Origin of the sequence: Streptomyces canus (assembly GCF_030816965.1) — a bacterium.
GTDB lineage: Bacteria > Actinomycetota > Actinomycetes > Streptomycetales > Streptomycetaceae > Streptomyces > Streptomyces canus_E.
This window is the reverse complement of sequence record NZ_JAUSYQ010000002.1, coordinates 3,013,353-3,028,622: the sequence shown is the minus strand read 5'-3', so window position 1 is coordinate 3,028,622 and position 15,270 is coordinate 3,013,353. Positions and strand designations below refer to the sequence as shown.

The following is a 15,270-nucleotide window of genomic DNA, read 5'->3' as shown; positions in this document are numbered from 1 at the left end:
ATCAAAATCCGGCCGAGGCAGCCGTGGGCGAGGAATGAGTGATGAACGATGAGCAACGAGAGCCGGCAGGCCGCACCACAGCAACGGCCAAAAGGTGAGAGCGTCGCCCGTTGGGTCGACACCCGCCTGGGCACCCGTGGCGTGACCAGGGTTGCCGCGCGAAGGGTTTTCCCTGACCACTGGTCCTTCATGTTGGGGGAGATCTGTCTCTACAGCTTCCTCATCCTCATCGTCACAGGCGTTTACCTCTCCTTCTACTTCCATCCCTCATCAGCACCGGTGCAGTACCAGGGAAGCTACGTCCCCCTCCAGGGCCAACTGGTGTCGGAAGCGTTCAACTCGACCATGCACATCTCCTTCGATGTCCGTGGCGGGCTGCTGATCCGGCAGGCCCACCACTGGGCGGCGCTGGTGTTCGTCGCCAGCATGCTCGCGCACATGATGCGGGTCTTCTTCACCGGGGCGTTTCGCAAGCCGCGCGAGCTCAACTGGGTGTTCGGCTTTCTCCTCCTGATCCTGGGCATGTTCGGTGGCCTGACAGGCTACGACCTACCGGACGACCTTCTCTCGGGCACCGGGCTGGCGGTCGTGAACGGCACCCTCCTCTCCGTACCGATCATCGGCACCTACCTGTCGTGGTTCCTCTTCGGCGGCGAGTTCCCCGGCAATGACCTGGTGGCTCGCTTCAACACGATCCACGTCCTGGTGATCCCGGCCGCCATGCTGCTGCTGATCGTCGCCCACGCGGTCCTGGCGCTGCGCCACAGGCACACCCAGTACCCCGGGCCAGGGCGTACGGAAGAGAACGTCGTCGGCCTGCCGTTCAAGGTGCACGCCGTGAAGACGGCGGCATTCGGCCTCATGGTGTGCGGATTCGTCTTCGTCATCGCGGCGATCGCGCAGATCAACCCCATCTGGCAGTACGGCCCCTACCGGGCCGACCAGGTGTCGGCAGGATCCCAGCCCGACTGGTACATGGGCGTGGCCGACGGGTTGCTGCGCGTCATGCCTGGCTGGGAGATCGACGCCTGGGGCCACACCCTGGCCCTCGACAACCTCATACCGCTGGGCGTGGGTGTCGGCCTCTTCCTCGCGCTGGGTGCCTACCCCTTCATCGAGTCGTGGGTTACCGGCGACGATCGAGAGCATCACCTCCTCGACCGTCCGCGGAACCGGCCTGTGCGTACGGCACTTGGTGCCGCGTGGCTGAGTGTCTATGCCGTGGCCCTTCTCGGCGCCGCGAACGATGTGATTGCCACGCGCTTCCACGTCTCTGTCAACGCGGTGACGTGGGCCGTCCGTATCGGCCTCTTCGCCGTGCCCCTAGTCGTCTTCGCCGTGACGAAACGCTGGGCCCTGGCCCTCCAGTTGCGCGACCGGGAGAAGGTGCTGCACGGTCGCGAGACCGGCGTCATCAAACGCCTTCCGTACGGCGAGTTCGTCGAGGTGCATGAACCGCTCAGCCAGGAACAGCTGCACATCCTCACGGCGCATGAGCAGGACAAACCTCTTACGGCAGCCCAGGCGGGAAGCGTGAACGGCAGCCCCACCCGGGCGCAACGGCTGCGGGTCAGGCTCAGCCGGAGCTTCTACGGGGACGGAGCCCAGATACCCAAACCCACGGTGCAGGAATACAAGGAGATCACCAGCAGTCACCGGAGCTGACATGCGGAGTGCCGGCTCACGTGCAGGGAACCGATCCCCAGCCAGGAACTCACGGCGCAGGGCGTCGGTCCATGGCCAGGAGGGCCGGCACGTGAGGACGCACCCATCGTCCGCGCTGGTCCGCTACGGGGCCAGTGTGATGGTGGTCGGGGTTCCCTGCCACGCCATCCTTGCGTAGGGGCACAACGAGTCGGCCGTCTCGAGCAGGGGAGCCGCGATCTCGCGGTCGATGCCAGGCCACTTCACCACCAGATCAACCTGGAGCAGGTAGCCACCGTCCGCCGGATCCCGCCCGAAGGCGACGGTTGCTTCCACCGAGATCGTGGAGGGATCGAGTTCCTCCCGCCGGGCCACCAGGCTCAGGGCTCCGTGGTAACAGGCCGCGAAGCCGGCTGCGAACAACTGCTCAGGGTTCGTGCCCTGACCGTCCCCTCCGAGTTCGGCCGGCATGCGCAGATCGAGGTCCAAGGCTCCGTCCGACGAACGTGCCTTGCCCGAGGCCCGACCGTGTGAGACCGCGCCGCCGTGTACGGTCACCGTCGTGGTGTAAATGGGAGAGAAGGACGCCCCGTCGTAGTCCTTCTCGATGGACAGATCGGGCAAGTGGATCCGCTCGGTCACGACATGACTCCGGCATCGTCGCGGCACGCGCCTCCCGGTGGAATGTGCTTCTGGCGGGCCGGGCTGTGCGCCCAGCTGCTGGCACGGGCCACCGTGCCGCTCATGACCATCGTCACGTTGTCTTTTCCTCACGCTTCGTAGGATCCCGGATCCCGGATTCCGGACGACCTGTAGACCGATGAGTGACGACCCTTGTGACACGCGCCCAGTAAACGATCGCCCGACTACGCGGAAGCGGTCACTCGTTCAGCGACGCCACGTAGGGAGACAGCTTGGCCGGGTTCATCACCCACATGATCCGGTCGATGCCTTCCGCCGACACATCTACGGTCAGCAGGGCCACAGCTGCTCCGCCGGAAGAGATGAGGACGGCCGGCCGACTGTTGGCCTCGACCCACCGGATCTCCGACTCGGGCCAGAACCGTGGCGCGAACGCGGCGAGGTACTTGGAAACGTGCACGCGTCCGAACACCGGGATCTTCGAGGCACCACGAATGCCTCCGCCATCGGAGTAACTGACGACGTCTGCGGTGAGCACATCCTCGAGCACCGCGAGATCACCTGTCTGCGCGGCGGTGAGAAACACTTGCAGCAGGCGGCGGTGCTCGCTCGGACTCACGCGTTCCCGGCGCTCGGCGGCCAGGTGCTTGCGCGCACGGCTCACCAGCTGACGGGCGTTGGCCTCACTGATCTCCAAGATGCCCGCGATCTGCGGATAGGGGTAGCCGAAGGCCTCCCGCAGGACGTACGCGCCTCGCTCCACCGGGTTCAGCTTCTCCAGGAGGAACAGCACCGCCAGTTCGAGCGCCTCAGCGCGCTCCGCGCCCAGCTGAGGGTCCTCGACGGTGTCGACCGGCTCGGGAAGCCACGGTCCGACATACGATTCCCGCCGTACCCTCGCGGACTGAGCGAGGTTGATGGCCAGACGTGTGGTGATCGTGGTGAGGAAGGCCGTCGGCTCCACCACCTTCGTGCGGTCCGTGTTCTGCCACCGCAACCACGTCTCTTGAAGAATGTCCTCCGCCTCCACCGTGCTGCCGAGCAGGCGGTAGGCGATACCGAAGAGCTGCGGACGTGCCGCGAGGAAGTGTTGTGTCGCCTTTTCGAGGGAGTTGGCGTCGGCCTCGGCGTGCATAGGTGTCCCTTCGGCTGCAACGCCACCATGTTACAAGTCGCAGAAGCCAAGTGTGTCCGCGGCTCGGGCGCACGCTTTGCCGTCTCGCCGAGCGTAACGGAGTCATTGCGGGTGGGGACCGAGAGTCATCGCCAGCACGGCCGGATCTTCCCACGCCGGCTGCGGCACGAATCCGTGATCTTCCAGATCCTTGATCATCTCCGTGCGGGACGCCGGCCACATCCAGAAGGTTTCCGTGTGCTCACGCAGCATGAGCCCACTCTCCCGCACCCAGTAATCGAAGCGTGTGCGGATCCGGTCCCCCTCCGCCGACAGCACCATGCGGCCTCCGTACTCGTGTCGCCCGACTTGTTGCTCCGGGAAGCGACGCTCGGTCACCTCGCCGGGAAACAGGCCCGACGGCGGAAGCTGAAGGAGCAGTGAGCCGCCCGGTACCAGGGCCTCGGCGAGAGCCGGCCACAGAACGTGTCGCGCGGAGGGTGACAAACAGGCGATCATGTTGTGACAGATCGCGAGATCAGCCACATCTCGGAGCCCCGCCTCACCGAGAGTCGTGGGATGGACGGTGACCCGAGCCCTCAGCTCGGCGGACAGGGAGGCCAGGCGCGTCATCAGCGGTGTCCGCATGGCGTGTGCGGGTTCGATGGCGTGTACGTCCACCTGAGAGGCGAGAAGGCTCATCAGGGTCACCCGTCCGGTTCCGGCTCCTACATCCAGTACACCGAGCCGGGCGCTTTCCACAGCGCGGCCGTAGAGACGACGTACCCGCACCGCGTCCTGCTCGGCCTGAAGGACGTCGTAGAACTCGGCGCTGACCACGTAGTCGTCCTGGCGAACCCGGACCGGCCGTGACGTGTGTACAAGGGTGCGCATATCCAGCAAGACCAATCGTGTGCGGTACCTGTGACACTCTCCCGAGGAACGGGTGGCGGCCACTCATGTCACAGATCCACGGCCTGCCCGGTCATCCCTTGCACAGCGTTCATGAGCCGGGCAAGCCCGCTCTGCCATACGAGCACGGCGACGTGTTGACGTAGGCGCCCGTCCGCTCGGTGCGGACGTTGACGCGCGCGCCGCACGGCCCGGCGCGGCGGCACCGCCTGCGCGGTTCGCGGCTCACCGGCTGGAGCGCCATCGCTCACACACGCCGGTTCCTGAAGAACCGGTCGGTTCCCTAGGAGAGTGCGCCAAGGCATGAGTCCCTCCGACGTCGTGTACTGCATGCTGACGGCGCTCTTCGTGGCCGCGGCTGTCCACGGACTGCGCCGCGGCCTGCTGTCCGGCAGACCGGGATGGCGCGCCCGTGTCGATCATCTGCTGCATGCCGCGATGGCCCTGGTCATGGCGGCGATGCCGTGGGGCTTCGCCCAAGCGGTGCCCGCGGCGGCACAGATGGGATTCTTCGCCGCCGCCGCGTCGTGGTTTCCGCTGACCGCTGTCCGCCGCCAGGAATCCGTACTCCGCGCACAGGTCAGGAGGCTGCCCCAGGCGGCGGGGATGGCGGCAATGGGCTGGATGGCATGGACGTCCCGCTCCATGGCGGGTCCGTCGCACGAGAACCTGGCCGACGGTCCTGCCCCGGCACGGCATCTCGCCCATTCCGCAGGGGATTCAGCCATCGCTGACGTGGTCGTCACGATGCTGGTGCTGTACCTCCTCGGCTGTGCTCTGCAGTCGCTGACCCGCGAGATGCCCGCGCTGCGCTCCACCGCCGACAGGAGAGACGCCGGAACTGCGAGGGATCCCTACGGCTGTTTCTGGGACGGGTCGATGGCCCTGGGGACGGTCATCATGCTGCTCATGCACCACTGAACGGACACGACGGCCGACCCCGTCTCACCAGGCGTCGAAGACGGCTTTGCTGCGCATCAGGAAATCCGAGAGGTAGCTGTCGTGGGGCACTCCCGGAGCCATCCAGTAGGTGGGCTGATCGCCGATGTACAGGTTGGCGATGGTGGGTTCCGAGAGCAGGGCGTCCAGCAGTTCCCCGTCGCGCGTCAGAGCCGACAGCACGAGCGTGTCCCTCAGCGGGGCAATGCCGTCCGACCGGCTCCAGGGTGCGACCCACACGCAGGGGAAGGGCAGTTCGCTGCGCAGCTGGACGGCGTCGGCGCTGTCGGTCTGGTGGACGGCGGGGCGCAGTACGGCACTCCCGTCGCCGAGATCGTCGGCGATCCCGTCTCCGCCGAGCCAGGCGCGCGTCCCCGCGGCCACGGTTCCCAGGTATGCGCTGAGGGCCTGTGCCCGCTCCCGCGGACAGACCGGCAGAACCGCCCTCTCGTCCTGCGGAGGGAGGCTGGGCAGTGCTGACAGGCGCGCCGCGATGGCCTGGGCGAGAGGTGCTGGATCGCCTTCGAAAAGGACCGCGGTGGCGTTGACACACGCGGTTCCCCCTTCGTCGGCGACGGACGCCACGATCGTGTCCACGTGGTCACGCCAGTCCGTGTCCGCGGTGATGAGGATCTTCGACCGGCCCGGTCCTTGCGGCAGGACCCCGGGATCGTTCGCGTACTTGGCGACGACGTCGTCACCGCCGTACACCAGGGCCCGGTCGGCGTCGCGGACCACCGTGTCGGCGGTCCGGTGGTCGGTGGGCAGCAACACGAGCTGGTCGTCTCGTACCCCGGCCTGACGCAGCGCCCCGACCAACCGGTACGGGGTGAACGGCTCACGCCTCGACGGGCGGACGGCGACGCGGTAACCCAGCGCCAGCGCCTCCAGCCACAGACGGTGAACGCCGGGGTGGTTACCGGAGGCGTTGACGGCGAACACGTCGCCCTGACGCACCCAGACCGCGTGTCCCTCGCGGACGGCAGAGTCACGCAGACCGCCGGCCGCGCCCACCGGCCTGCCCCGCCAGGCGGACGAGCGGGCCTGCCGTACGAAGCGAGCCGTGCCCTCGGTCGCGGCGTGCACCACCGACAGGGGGGTGCCCGACGTCCGGCTCACGAGGTGCTCGTACTCCCGCACGTTCAGACCGCCTATCGTGCCGGAGGCGAACGCGTCGGCCGCCGCCGCGAGCAGGGCGTCGAGGTCGGCCGCGGGTATCGGCCCGGCCTGCCGCAAGGCGGCCATCGCCCGCGTCACGAAGAGCGGCGGTACCAGGCTCAGCCGCGCGACCTCGGTGCCGGTCACGTCCGTCACCGAGGTCGGAACACGCGTCCGGTAGGCACCCCGAGGGCCCAAGGCGTCCAGGTACAGGGGGTCGGCCACGTTCACGGTTGTCATCAGTAGACGCCTTCGATCACCGTCTCGCCCTTGACCGTGGGTACGGGCGCGACGTCCGCTACGGCGTCGCCCGCGTGGCCTTCGTCCGGGCGGACCCGCAGCGCGGTGTCCCGCTCCATGTTGTTCGGGATCAGCATGGACTTGCTGACGTGGCTGACCACCACCTGACCGCGTTCGCCGACCTCCACCTGTTCCCCGGTGCCGGGATCCACGACCGTCAGGAAGACGTACGGCGACACCGGGTCGAACACGCACGGCTCCGAGGCCGTGAGACCGACCCTCTCCATGAGCGCGGTGAGCATCAGGGTGTTGCCGTACATGCCGATGACCGGCACGTCGGGGAAGACCTCGGTGCTCAACAGCTCCCGTGTGTCGGGGTCCATGTGCGTACCGCCCCAGATGATCGCTTTGGCACTGCCGTTGATCATCTCGACGAGACCGTCCTCACGGGCGAACCGCTCCAGGAGGGGGGTGGTGGCCGCGATGACGCCGATGTCCTGGCTGAGCAGGATGCGCCGGCACTGGTCGACAAGGTGGTCGGTGTAGGCGTCCACGTCGTCGGCCCGGCCCGCGGCGACCAGCTTCCTCACCCACCGGGGGTCCATGTCGACGCTCAGGCCCACGCTGCCGAGACCCGCCGCCGCCCGCTGCAGCACGTCTCCCACGAGGTGCGGCCCTGTCGGCGCCACCGTCAGCCACAGACCGCCGTCGGGCAGTCCGTGTGCCCTGAGCCGTCGGTTCACCTGCTCAGTGCTGTGCCGCATCCAGTCGTCCAGCTGGATGACGCGCTTGGGTGCTCCGGTCGTCCCGCCGCTGTCGAACACGTTCAGCAGCCTGGCCCCGGATCCGTAGCCCCTGGGGATGAGATCCGCCACCCGTACCCCGCGCAGTTCGTCCGCCAGGTCGGGAAACAGGCCCAGGTCCGCCACGCCCTTGACGTCGTGCCGGGGGTCGAAGTTGAGCCGTGCGGCCCGCTCGAGCCAGTACCGGGAACCGGTCGCGGGGTCGAAGTGCCACCGCATGGCCGCCCGGACGAACTCGTCCGGGTCCACGCGGTCGAAGGGACCGGCGTCCAGAATGGTCAACTCGTCCGTCATCGCAACGTCCTTTCTCGAAGCCCGTAAGGCCGGTGCCGGGGTGCGGGGCAGGACCGGCGCGGCCGGCACCCACGGGACAGGCTCGTGTCTGTGCCACCCCGCTGCGGTGACGCGCGGGCGCACCACCCCGATGGGTGCACCAGGCCTGACGGCCACGTCCCCCCATACAAGACCGAGGTCCTCCGGTTTGTGTGACACCCGTCGCGGGGCGAGGAAAGGCGCGAACTCAGCGCGGACCGGGCTGCCTTACGGTCCGTCAGGCACGTTTCCGCGTCCGGCCTGGTCGGTGTGAACGCCGACGCAGTCACGCTGCCCTGGTCCGTCGGACGCCTTCAGACCGCCGCGAAGGTGACTCCGGTGAGACGCTCGGACAGCTGCCAGAGCCGGGACGCGTCCGCCTGGCTCCGGGCCGATTTGTAGATCGCCAGTTCGGTGGGACTGCCCGTGAACTGGCCCAAGCCGTCGGGGCCGTACAGACGCCCGCCCTTGGCTTCCGGGCTCGTCGCCGCGTACAGCAGCGGACGCAGGCCTGCGTCGACGGTCTGCACGAAGACGCCCCAGCGTGCGAGCCGCCTCATGATCGCCGCGTGGGGCGCGGGACGGGCGCGGCCGAGGTTGGGCCCGGCCGCGTAGAGATTGGTCAGAGTCGTACCGGGATGGGCGGCGTTGCTGACGAGGCCCCAGCCGCCCGATGCGCTGCGCCGCTCCAGTTCCAGAGCGAACAACAGGTTGGCCAGCTTGGACTGTCCGTACGCGCGCACCGGGGAGTACCGCTTCACACCCTGCGGGTCGTCCCAGTTGATCCGGCTGTTACGCGCGGCGCTGCTGGTCACCGTGGTCACACGAGCCTGCCCCGCCCGCAGTGACGGCATCAGCCGCCCGGTGAGGGCCACATGACCGAGGTAGTTGGTTCCGAACTGCAGCTCGTATCCGTCCTCGGTCGTGTGCCGCACGGGCGGCGTCATCACGCCCGCGTTGTTGACGAGCAGGTGGATCGGCCTGCCTTCCCCGTTGAGCGTGTCGGCGAGGGCCTCCACCGACGCCAGGGAAGCCAGGTCGAGGGCGCGAAGGGAGATCCGCGCATCCGGCACGCTCGTCCGGATCTGTTCGAGGGCGGTGGTTCCCTTGGCCATGTTGCGTACCGGCAGGATCAGCTCGGCGCCGGCATGAGCGAGGCGTGTGGCCAGCCCAAGGCCGACGCCGTCGCTCGCCCCGGTGACCACGGCCAGCTTTCCTCGCAGGTCGGGCTCCGTCATTTCGTTCATCACACACTCCTGGTCGGGCGGCACTTCCGGGTCACCAGCGTCCACGCGGTGCGCGGCCCGATCCATGTGCTGATTGACCATGGATCAATCGGACATGACATGAATCACCGGGCACCATCTGAAGAAACGACCCGAAGCCGGTGAGGGCGACAACACCGTGTGACACGATGTTGTTCCTGGCAATATGGTTGCCGGACACCTCACGCGAGGTACGGCTGCTCGTCCCACGGCAGTCGGCCCATCCCCGATCGACGAAGGGCACCCCCATGCCTGCCATCTTGATCCACGGCGTCCCCGATACCCACCACGTGTGGGACGACGTACGTCGGCACCTCTCCCGGACCGACGTGGAAGCCTGGGACCTGCCCGGGTTCGCCGCCGCCCGGCCGGACGACTTCGGGTCCACCAAGGAGGAGTACGTCAGTTGGCTCATCGACCGGCTGGAGCGGATCGGTGAGCCGGTCGACCTGGTCGGTCATGACTGGGGCTGCATCTTCACTGCCCGTGTCGCGTCCCTTCGGCCCGATCTCGTGCGTACCTGGGCCGGGGGCAACGGCCCGATCAGCTCCGACTACGTCTGGCATCCGCTTGCCGTGACATGGCAGGACCCGGTCGAAGGCGACCGCTTCATGAACGAGCTGCAAGCCGAGTCCTTCGCCGACGACTTGGTAAAGGGCTTCGACCTCCCCGTCGGACCGGCCAAGGAGATGGTCAGCCGCGTGGACGGGGTGATGAAGGACAGCATCCTCAAGATCTACCGCTCCGCGGTGACCATGGGGGCGGAATGGGAACCGGCACTGGCGAACGTGTCCGCGCCGTCTCTCGTGTTCTGGGGAGCGCTCGACCCCGCCTGTCAGATCGAGTTCGGTGAGAGGCTCGGCGCGTCCCTGCGCGCCTCCAAGGTCGCCAAGCTCGATTGCAACCACTGGACGGTGCTCGAGCGGCCGGCAGAGGTCGCCGCACTCCTGGAGGCTCATTGGGCGGCCTTCCCCAACGGCTGACGCGTCGGGGACGGGATCCACCCATGCGCGCCTGGAGCGGAGGGAGCAGGCTCATCCCCTCGACGCCACACGGGGATCGGGTACGGGAAACCGACCCGCGCCCGAGCACAGCGTTCAGCGTGAGTGTCGTGCCCGGCGAGGACGCCCTGTCTGACGCGTTCGGCCAGTCGGGCGCGGGCCGCCTCTCAGTCCCTCCGCGAGCAGAGCGCCATGATCGTCAAGGGCGACATGTCGTAGAGCCGTCGAGCCACGTGAGACACACGTCGTCGGAGTCGGCGACGCCGTGTCGGAGGCCGTCGCCCGGGTCCGCCCGCTTCTGAGCTTCGGCGGAGGCCGCCGAACGGCGCAGGTGCCGTAAGGCCGCGGAGGCGGCCTCGATACGTGCGTCCACCGCATCGAGGGCCTCTCGGAGCAGACGCTCGTGGGCTTCCAGGAGGGCGGCTTCTGCCGCCAGCGTGGCGCCGATCGCGGCACGGTCCGAGCGCGGGTCAGGGTTTCGCGGCATTTTCTGTCTTCCTCGTGCTGAAACTGGGTGTCCGGCAAGTCCCAAGTGATGCGGGGGCCGTGGAGACTGCGGGGCGCGGCGGCGCCGGTTGACGCGCCGACATGGATCTGAGCCGTCGGAGACGCGCGCGAGCAGCGTGGTCCGTTCCGTCGGCGTCGGTGCGGGCGTCGGCGCTGGAGCGGATGCCCAGGCGGCGATCCCCGATGGTGGCAGGCACTGGCCACGCTCGCTCCCTTCCTCGCCGAGAGGCTTCGCAGGCCGCCGGCGCAGGCCCTCACAGCTCATGACCGAGTAGCTGGGGAGGCTGTGACGGCTGCATCAGCTGCCGGATGCCGACCCCGGATTCAGCGGAGCCGGTCGGGGGCATGGCCGAGAAGCCCGTAATGGCGGAACCCGGCTGTTCCTCGCGGTTCCGCTTCGGGCCACAGGCAGTCCAGGACCGCGGCGGACGGCGGGAACAGCGCGGAAGGGACCGCCGCGCGGGCGAACCAGTCCCAGCGCACGATCTTGTTCGGCTCGGTCACCCGAGGCGTACCCGTTGCGCTCTCGGTGACCGCTGCGGCCGTCACGCGGGTCAGACCGTTGAGGCCGTCGACGAGAACCGCCAGTACCCGTACGGCCGTCGCGGGCACCACGAGCCCGGTCTCCTCCGCCAGTTCCCGGGCGGCGGCCGTCTCGAAATCCTCCCCGGTGTCGACCTTGCCGCCAGGAAGTTCCCAGCGGCCGTCATGGCCGAGCCCGAGCAGGACGCGACCCGCGGAATCGAGGACCGCGAGGCCGACACCGGTGAGGCTGTTCGGGGCGGGTCGGGCGCGTTCGGGGCGTTCGGTGCCGTGTTCAGGAGAGTTCATCGGGCCATTCCACCTCGCGGAGCTGCTGAAAGCATCGGCGAGCCGACTGCAAAGGCCCCCGTGCCCGGGTGACGTCTGCGCTGCCGCTGTCGCCGACTGTCGCGGCCTTTTCGCATGCCCGACTGTCACATCGCCCCGCGTTGCCCGGTCTCATGCCTGGGCCCATCGCACGGAGGCCGGTGGGTGAACGGGACCGCCGACGAATGTCGCTCTCCTGCCTGCGGAAAGGGAAGAGGACATGCGTCACGAACCACTGATCGTCCGGTCAGGTCAGGGTGACACCGAACGCGTGGTCGCCCTGCACCGTCGGTGCTCCGCCCACACGTTGTGGAGCCGCTGCCACAGGGCGATGGGCGATCCCGGTTCCTACCTGGGGGCGCTGCTGTCCCGCCGAGGGTCGGTGCACCTGGCGGTCCGGGGGCCGTCCGGACGTCTCGTCGCGGTGGGCCATCTGATGCCGGACAACGGCAACGCCGAGGCAGCGCTCCTGGTCGAAGACGCCTGGCAGAACAAGGGGCTGGGGACCCGACTCCTGGACGGTCTCGGCCGCAGCGCCGTCGAACAGGGCTGGGGAGAGGTCTACGGCCTCATTCTCCCCGGGGACGAGCGCATGACGGCCATGCTGCGCCGTACCGGTGTTCCGATCCGCCATGTCCGGGAGGGGGGGCGTGACGACAGCTCGGGCGCAGACCAGCGACATCGCCGGCGTCCTCTTCCCGCAGCGGGGACGACTCTGCCGGCGTCGGCCGGTTCGTGCGGGGCGGGGCGCCGTTGAGCGTCCGTGGCGTCCGCGCGCGGAGTGACGTCCATGTGCCGTCGCGACACCGTGTGTACTCAACCAGTGTGACCTGCGACTACTGCCAGGTTGAGTTGGCTGAAAAGCTTGAGTTGTGCCGATTGCATCTCTTCGAGGAGCAAACTGTGTAGGTTACCCTCACAGCAAGGTTCAAACGACACAAGTTCGGCACATGATCGGTGGCCGCGGGCGGGGAAGAGATGTGCGTGCCTCACCACCCCGGGGACACGGCTGGACGCGTCGTCGGCCTGACGTGGGCTGGGAGGGGCGTCCGGTGAGAGTCACCAACCCGCTGCTGCTGGGTGTCACCAGCCCGTTGGTGGGGCGCGACCGGGACCTGGAATGGGTTTCCGGCTTCCTGACGCACACGGACTCCGGCGGCGCCCTGCTGTTGTCCGGAGAGCCGGGCGTGGGGAAGACAGCGCTCCTGGACGCCGTCGCGAAGTCGGCGGTGGACGCCGGCACTCGCGTGCTGCGTGCAGCGGGCGTTCAGTTCGAGGCGGACGTCAGCTATTCGGCACTGAACCAGGCGCTCCTGCCGCTGCAGGACGCGTTCGACACCCTGGACGCCACTCATCGGGACGCCATACGCGTCGCCCTGGGTTTCGGCGTCGGTCAGCCGCCGGACCGCCTGGTCGTCTCCAACGCCGCCCTGGCCGTGCTGCAGGCCGCGTCCGAGGAGGCCGAGAGCGACGTGCTGGTCATCGTCGACGATCTTCCCTGGGTGGACCGGTCGAGCGCCGCCGTCTTCGCCTTCATCGCCCGCAGGCTCGCCGGCAGCCGACTGAGGTTCCTGGCCGCCATGCGCTCCGGAACGGCGGGCTTCTTCGAGAGCGGTGGCCTCCCGACGTACGAGCTTCCTCCCTTGGACACGGAATCGGCCACCCGCCTGGTCGACGAACGATTCCCGAACCTGGCCCGTCAGGTCCGTCAGCGCCTGCTGACCACCGCGCAGGGCAACCCCCTGGCCCTGCTGGAGCTGCCCAACGGGCTGCGGGCCAAGCAGCGCAGGGCGCTGGAGACCCTGCCGGCCGTCCTGCCGCTCAGCCAGCGCCTGCAGTCCATGTTCGTCTCCCGCATCCAAAGCCTCCCGGCGGCGACGCAGGACCTGCTCCTGCTGGCCACCCTGGAAGGGAGCGGCGACCTCGGCGTCCTGCATGCGGCGGCGCGGAAACTGGGCGGTGAGGGCGACCTGGAAAACCTGGTGCCCGCCGAGCGGGACCAACTGCTGTCCGTGGACGAGGGCACCCGCCGGCTCGTGTTCCGCCATCCACTGATCCGCTCCGCCGTGGTCGAGGCCACCACCAGCAACCATCGGCGCGCCGCGCACCGGGCCCTGGCCCAGGTGTTGAGCGACCGGACGGAGGCCCGGGCCTGGCACCTGGGAGAGTCGACCTTCGCCCCTGACGAGCACGTGGCCGCTCTGCTGGAGCAGGCGGCGCGCCACGTCCTGAACCGCGGTGACGCCGTGGCCGCGATCGCGGCGCTCACCAGGGCCGCGGACCTCAGCCCGCGAGGCCCGGACCGTGCTCGCCGGCTGGAGGAGGCGGCGTACATCGGCGCGGAGGCGATGGGAGCGCTGCAGAGTGCGTCACAACTCCTCGAGGACGCGCGGCGCGCGGACCCGGACTACGCCAACTCACCGCACTCGGCGGCCGCCGCCGCGGTCCAGCTGCTGCTGAACAGCGACGGCAACGCGAACACGGCCCACCGTCTGCTGGCCGGCGCCATCGAAGAGGGCACACACGGCTACGAGGCCGAAAACGCCGCGATCGTCGACGCGCTGCACCTGCTCCTGCTGCTGTGCAACTACGGAGCCAGGGCGGAGCTGTGGGAGTCCTTCCACACGGCGCTCTCCCGGATGCGACCCGAACCGCCGGAGCTGTTGTCCGTCGCCGGCAGCACGTTCTCGGATCCGGCCCGTACCGAAGCCGCGACCCTTCGGCAGCTCGACCGGCTCGTCGACGGTGCGGTGAACGAGACCGATCCCGTCCGGATCGTGCGCATCGGAATCGCCTCGATCTACCCGGACCGCCTGGCGGCCCTGCGGGAGCCGTCATGGCGTCTCGTACGTCAGGGCCGGGAAGGCGGCCCGGTGCGCAGGACCCTCAGCGGCCTGCTGTACCTGAGCCTCGACGACTTCCACACCGGGCGGTGGGACGAGATCGTGGAGCTGGCAGACGAAGGACTCGAGCTGTGTGCGAAGACCGGGTACAGCTTCTTCTCCTGGTACTTCCACTTCACGAAGGGGCTGGTGGCCGCGGTGCGCGGCGATGTCGAAACAGCCCACGAGCTCGCACAGGGCATGACGGACTGGGCGTCTCCGCGCGGCCTGCGGTCGGTGGTGCAGTACGCACATCAGGTGCACGTCCTTGCCTACCTGGCGACCGGTGACTTCGAAGAAGCGTTTCGGCACGCGCATGCGATCAGCCCGGCGGGCAGTCTGGCGCCGTACGCCCACCACGCGCTCTGGGTCTTCTTCGAGCTGGTGGAAGCTGCCGTCCGCACCCGCCGCCGGGCGGAGGCGGTCGCGCATGTGCGTGCTGTACAGAAGTCGAGCGCCGAGACGCTGTCCCCCCGGCTGGCGCTCCTGGCCGGCGGCGCTGCCGCCCTCGTCGCCGAGGACGACGACGTGTCGGCCGATCTGTTCGCCAAGGCGCTGTCCGCGCCGGACGTGGACCTCTGGCCGTTCGACCGGGCCCGTGTGCAGTTGGCGCAGGGTGAGCGCCTTCGCAGGGCCCGGGCGACCCTGGAGTCGAGGGGCCCGCTGCTGTCCGCACTCCGCACCTTCCAGCAGCTGGGTGCCGGTCCCTGGGCGGAGCGCGCGGCGAAGGAACTGCGTGCCGCCGGCCAGTCCGTCGCGAACCACGAGGAGCGAGGCGGGGCGGAGGAACTCACACCGCAGGAACGTGAGATCGCCGAGCTGGCCGCCTCCGGCCTCACGAACAAGCAGATCGCCGAGCGGCTCTACATCTCGCACCGCACGGTCAGCGCGCACCTCTACCGCATCTACCCCAAGCTCGGCATCAGCTCGCGTACGGCCCTCCGGGACGCGCTGGCCGCCCGGGACACGGAGCCGGGCGAGCGGAAACCCTGACACCTGCCC

Annotated in this window: 13 protein-coding genes; 5 read left to right on the top strand and 8 right to left on the bottom strand. The window is 68.8% G+C overall.

What is annotated here, in order from left to right:
- Positions 1–48: 48 nt before the first annotated feature.
- On the top strand, positions 49–1,665 hold the full coding sequence (gene qcrB / locus QF027_RS14855; RefSeq protein WP_306982142.1) for a cytochrome bc1 complex cytochrome b subunit: 1,617 nt from the start codon (positions 49–51) through the stop codon (positions 1,663–1,665).
- A gap of 123 nt (positions 1,666–1,788) precedes the next feature.
- On the opposite strand, the gene QF027_RS14850 is transcribed toward qcrB, so the two are convergent.
- The 3 genes from QF027_RS14850 to QF027_RS14840 all read right to left on the bottom strand — a co-directional run bounded on the left by QF027_RS14850 (position 1,789) and on the right by QF027_RS14840 (position 4,357).
- A complete protein-coding gene (locus QF027_RS14850) occupies positions 1,789–2,286 on the bottom strand; it encodes an Ohr family peroxiredoxin (RefSeq protein WP_307075005.1) in 498 nt (165 codons plus the stop codon).
- A 238-nt stretch (positions 2,287–2,524) separates the two neighbouring features.
- Positions 2,525–3,421, bottom strand: coding sequence for an RNA polymerase sigma-70 factor (locus tag QF027_RS14845; RefSeq protein ID WP_307075003.1), 897 nt, complete (start codon positions 3,419–3,421; stop codon positions 2,525–2,527).
- Between the two features lie 102 nt (positions 3,422–3,523).
- Positions 3,524–4,357, bottom strand: a complete 834-nt coding sequence (locus tag QF027_RS14840; RefSeq protein WP_307075001.1) for a class I SAM-dependent methyltransferase — start codon at positions 4,355–4,357, stop codon at positions 3,524–3,526.
- Between the two features lie 258 nt (positions 4,358–4,615).
- Between QF027_RS14840 and QF027_RS14835 the strand changes: the two genes are divergently transcribed.
- On the top strand, positions 4,616–5,233 hold the full coding sequence (locus QF027_RS14835) for a DUF5134 domain-containing protein (RefSeq protein ID WP_307074998.1): 618 nt from the start codon (positions 4,616–4,618) through the stop codon (positions 5,231–5,233).
- Positions 5,234–5,257: 24 nt separating this feature from the next.
- Here the strand turns inward: QF027_RS14835 and QF027_RS14830 are convergent, their stop codons facing one another.
- The 3 genes from QF027_RS14830 to QF027_RS14820 form a co-directional block, all read right to left on the bottom strand.
- Positions 5,258–6,649 (bottom strand): aldehyde dehydrogenase family protein, encoded by a 1,392-nt coding sequence (locus QF027_RS14830; protein WP_307074996.1) that lies wholly within the window; start codon positions 6,647–6,649, stop codon positions 5,258–5,260.
- Positions 6,649–7,746: a phenazine antibiotic biosynthesis protein gene (locus QF027_RS14825; RefSeq protein WP_307074994.1), complete on the bottom strand. Its 1,098-nt coding sequence runs from the start codon at positions 7,744–7,746 to the stop codon at positions 6,649–6,651. Before QF027_RS14825 ends, QF027_RS14830 begins: the two co-directional genes overlap by 1 nt.
- Before the next feature lie 332 nt (positions 7,747–8,078).
- Positions 8,079–9,011 carry an SDR family oxidoreductase gene (locus QF027_RS14820; RefSeq protein ID WP_306982157.1) on the bottom strand — a complete coding sequence of 311 codons (933 nt, stop codon included), beginning with the start codon at positions 9,009–9,011 and terminating at the stop codon, positions 8,079–8,081.
- 266 nt (positions 9,012–9,277) lie between these two features.
- On the opposite strand from QF027_RS14820, the gene QF027_RS14815 reads away from it, so the two are divergent.
- Complete coding sequence (locus QF027_RS14815; RefSeq protein ID WP_306982159.1) at positions 9,278–10,012, top strand: alpha/beta fold hydrolase; 735 nt, start codon at positions 9,278–9,280, stop codon at positions 10,010–10,012.
- Between the two features lie 217 nt (positions 10,013–10,229).
- Here QF027_RS14815 and QF027_RS14810 read toward each other — a convergent pair whose 3' ends face one another.
- Both QF027_RS14810 and QF027_RS14805 read right to left on the bottom strand, forming a co-directional pair.
- Complete coding sequence (locus QF027_RS14810) at positions 10,230–10,517, bottom strand: hypothetical protein (protein WP_307074992.1); 288 nt, start codon at positions 10,515–10,517, stop codon at positions 10,230–10,232.
- A gap of 344 nt (positions 10,518–10,861) precedes the next feature.
- Positions 10,862–11,368 carry a nucleotide triphosphate diphosphatase NUDT15 gene (locus QF027_RS14805; protein WP_306982163.1) on the bottom strand — a complete coding sequence of 169 codons (507 nt, stop codon included), beginning with the start codon at positions 11,366–11,368 and terminating at the stop codon, positions 10,862–10,864.
- A 238-nt stretch (positions 11,369–11,606) separates the two neighbouring features.
- On the opposite strand from QF027_RS14805, the gene QF027_RS14800 reads away from it, so the two are divergent.
- Complete coding sequence (locus QF027_RS14800; protein ID WP_307074990.1) at positions 11,607–12,143, top strand: GNAT family N-acetyltransferase; 537 nt, start codon at positions 11,607–11,609, stop codon at positions 12,141–12,143.
- A 295-nt stretch (positions 12,144–12,438) separates the two neighbouring features.
- Positions 12,439–15,261: an ATP-binding protein gene (locus QF027_RS14795; protein ID WP_307074988.1), complete on the top strand. Its 2,823-nt coding sequence runs from the start codon at positions 12,439–12,441 to the stop codon at positions 15,259–15,261.
- The last annotated feature ends 9 nt before the right edge of the window (positions 15,262–15,270 follow it).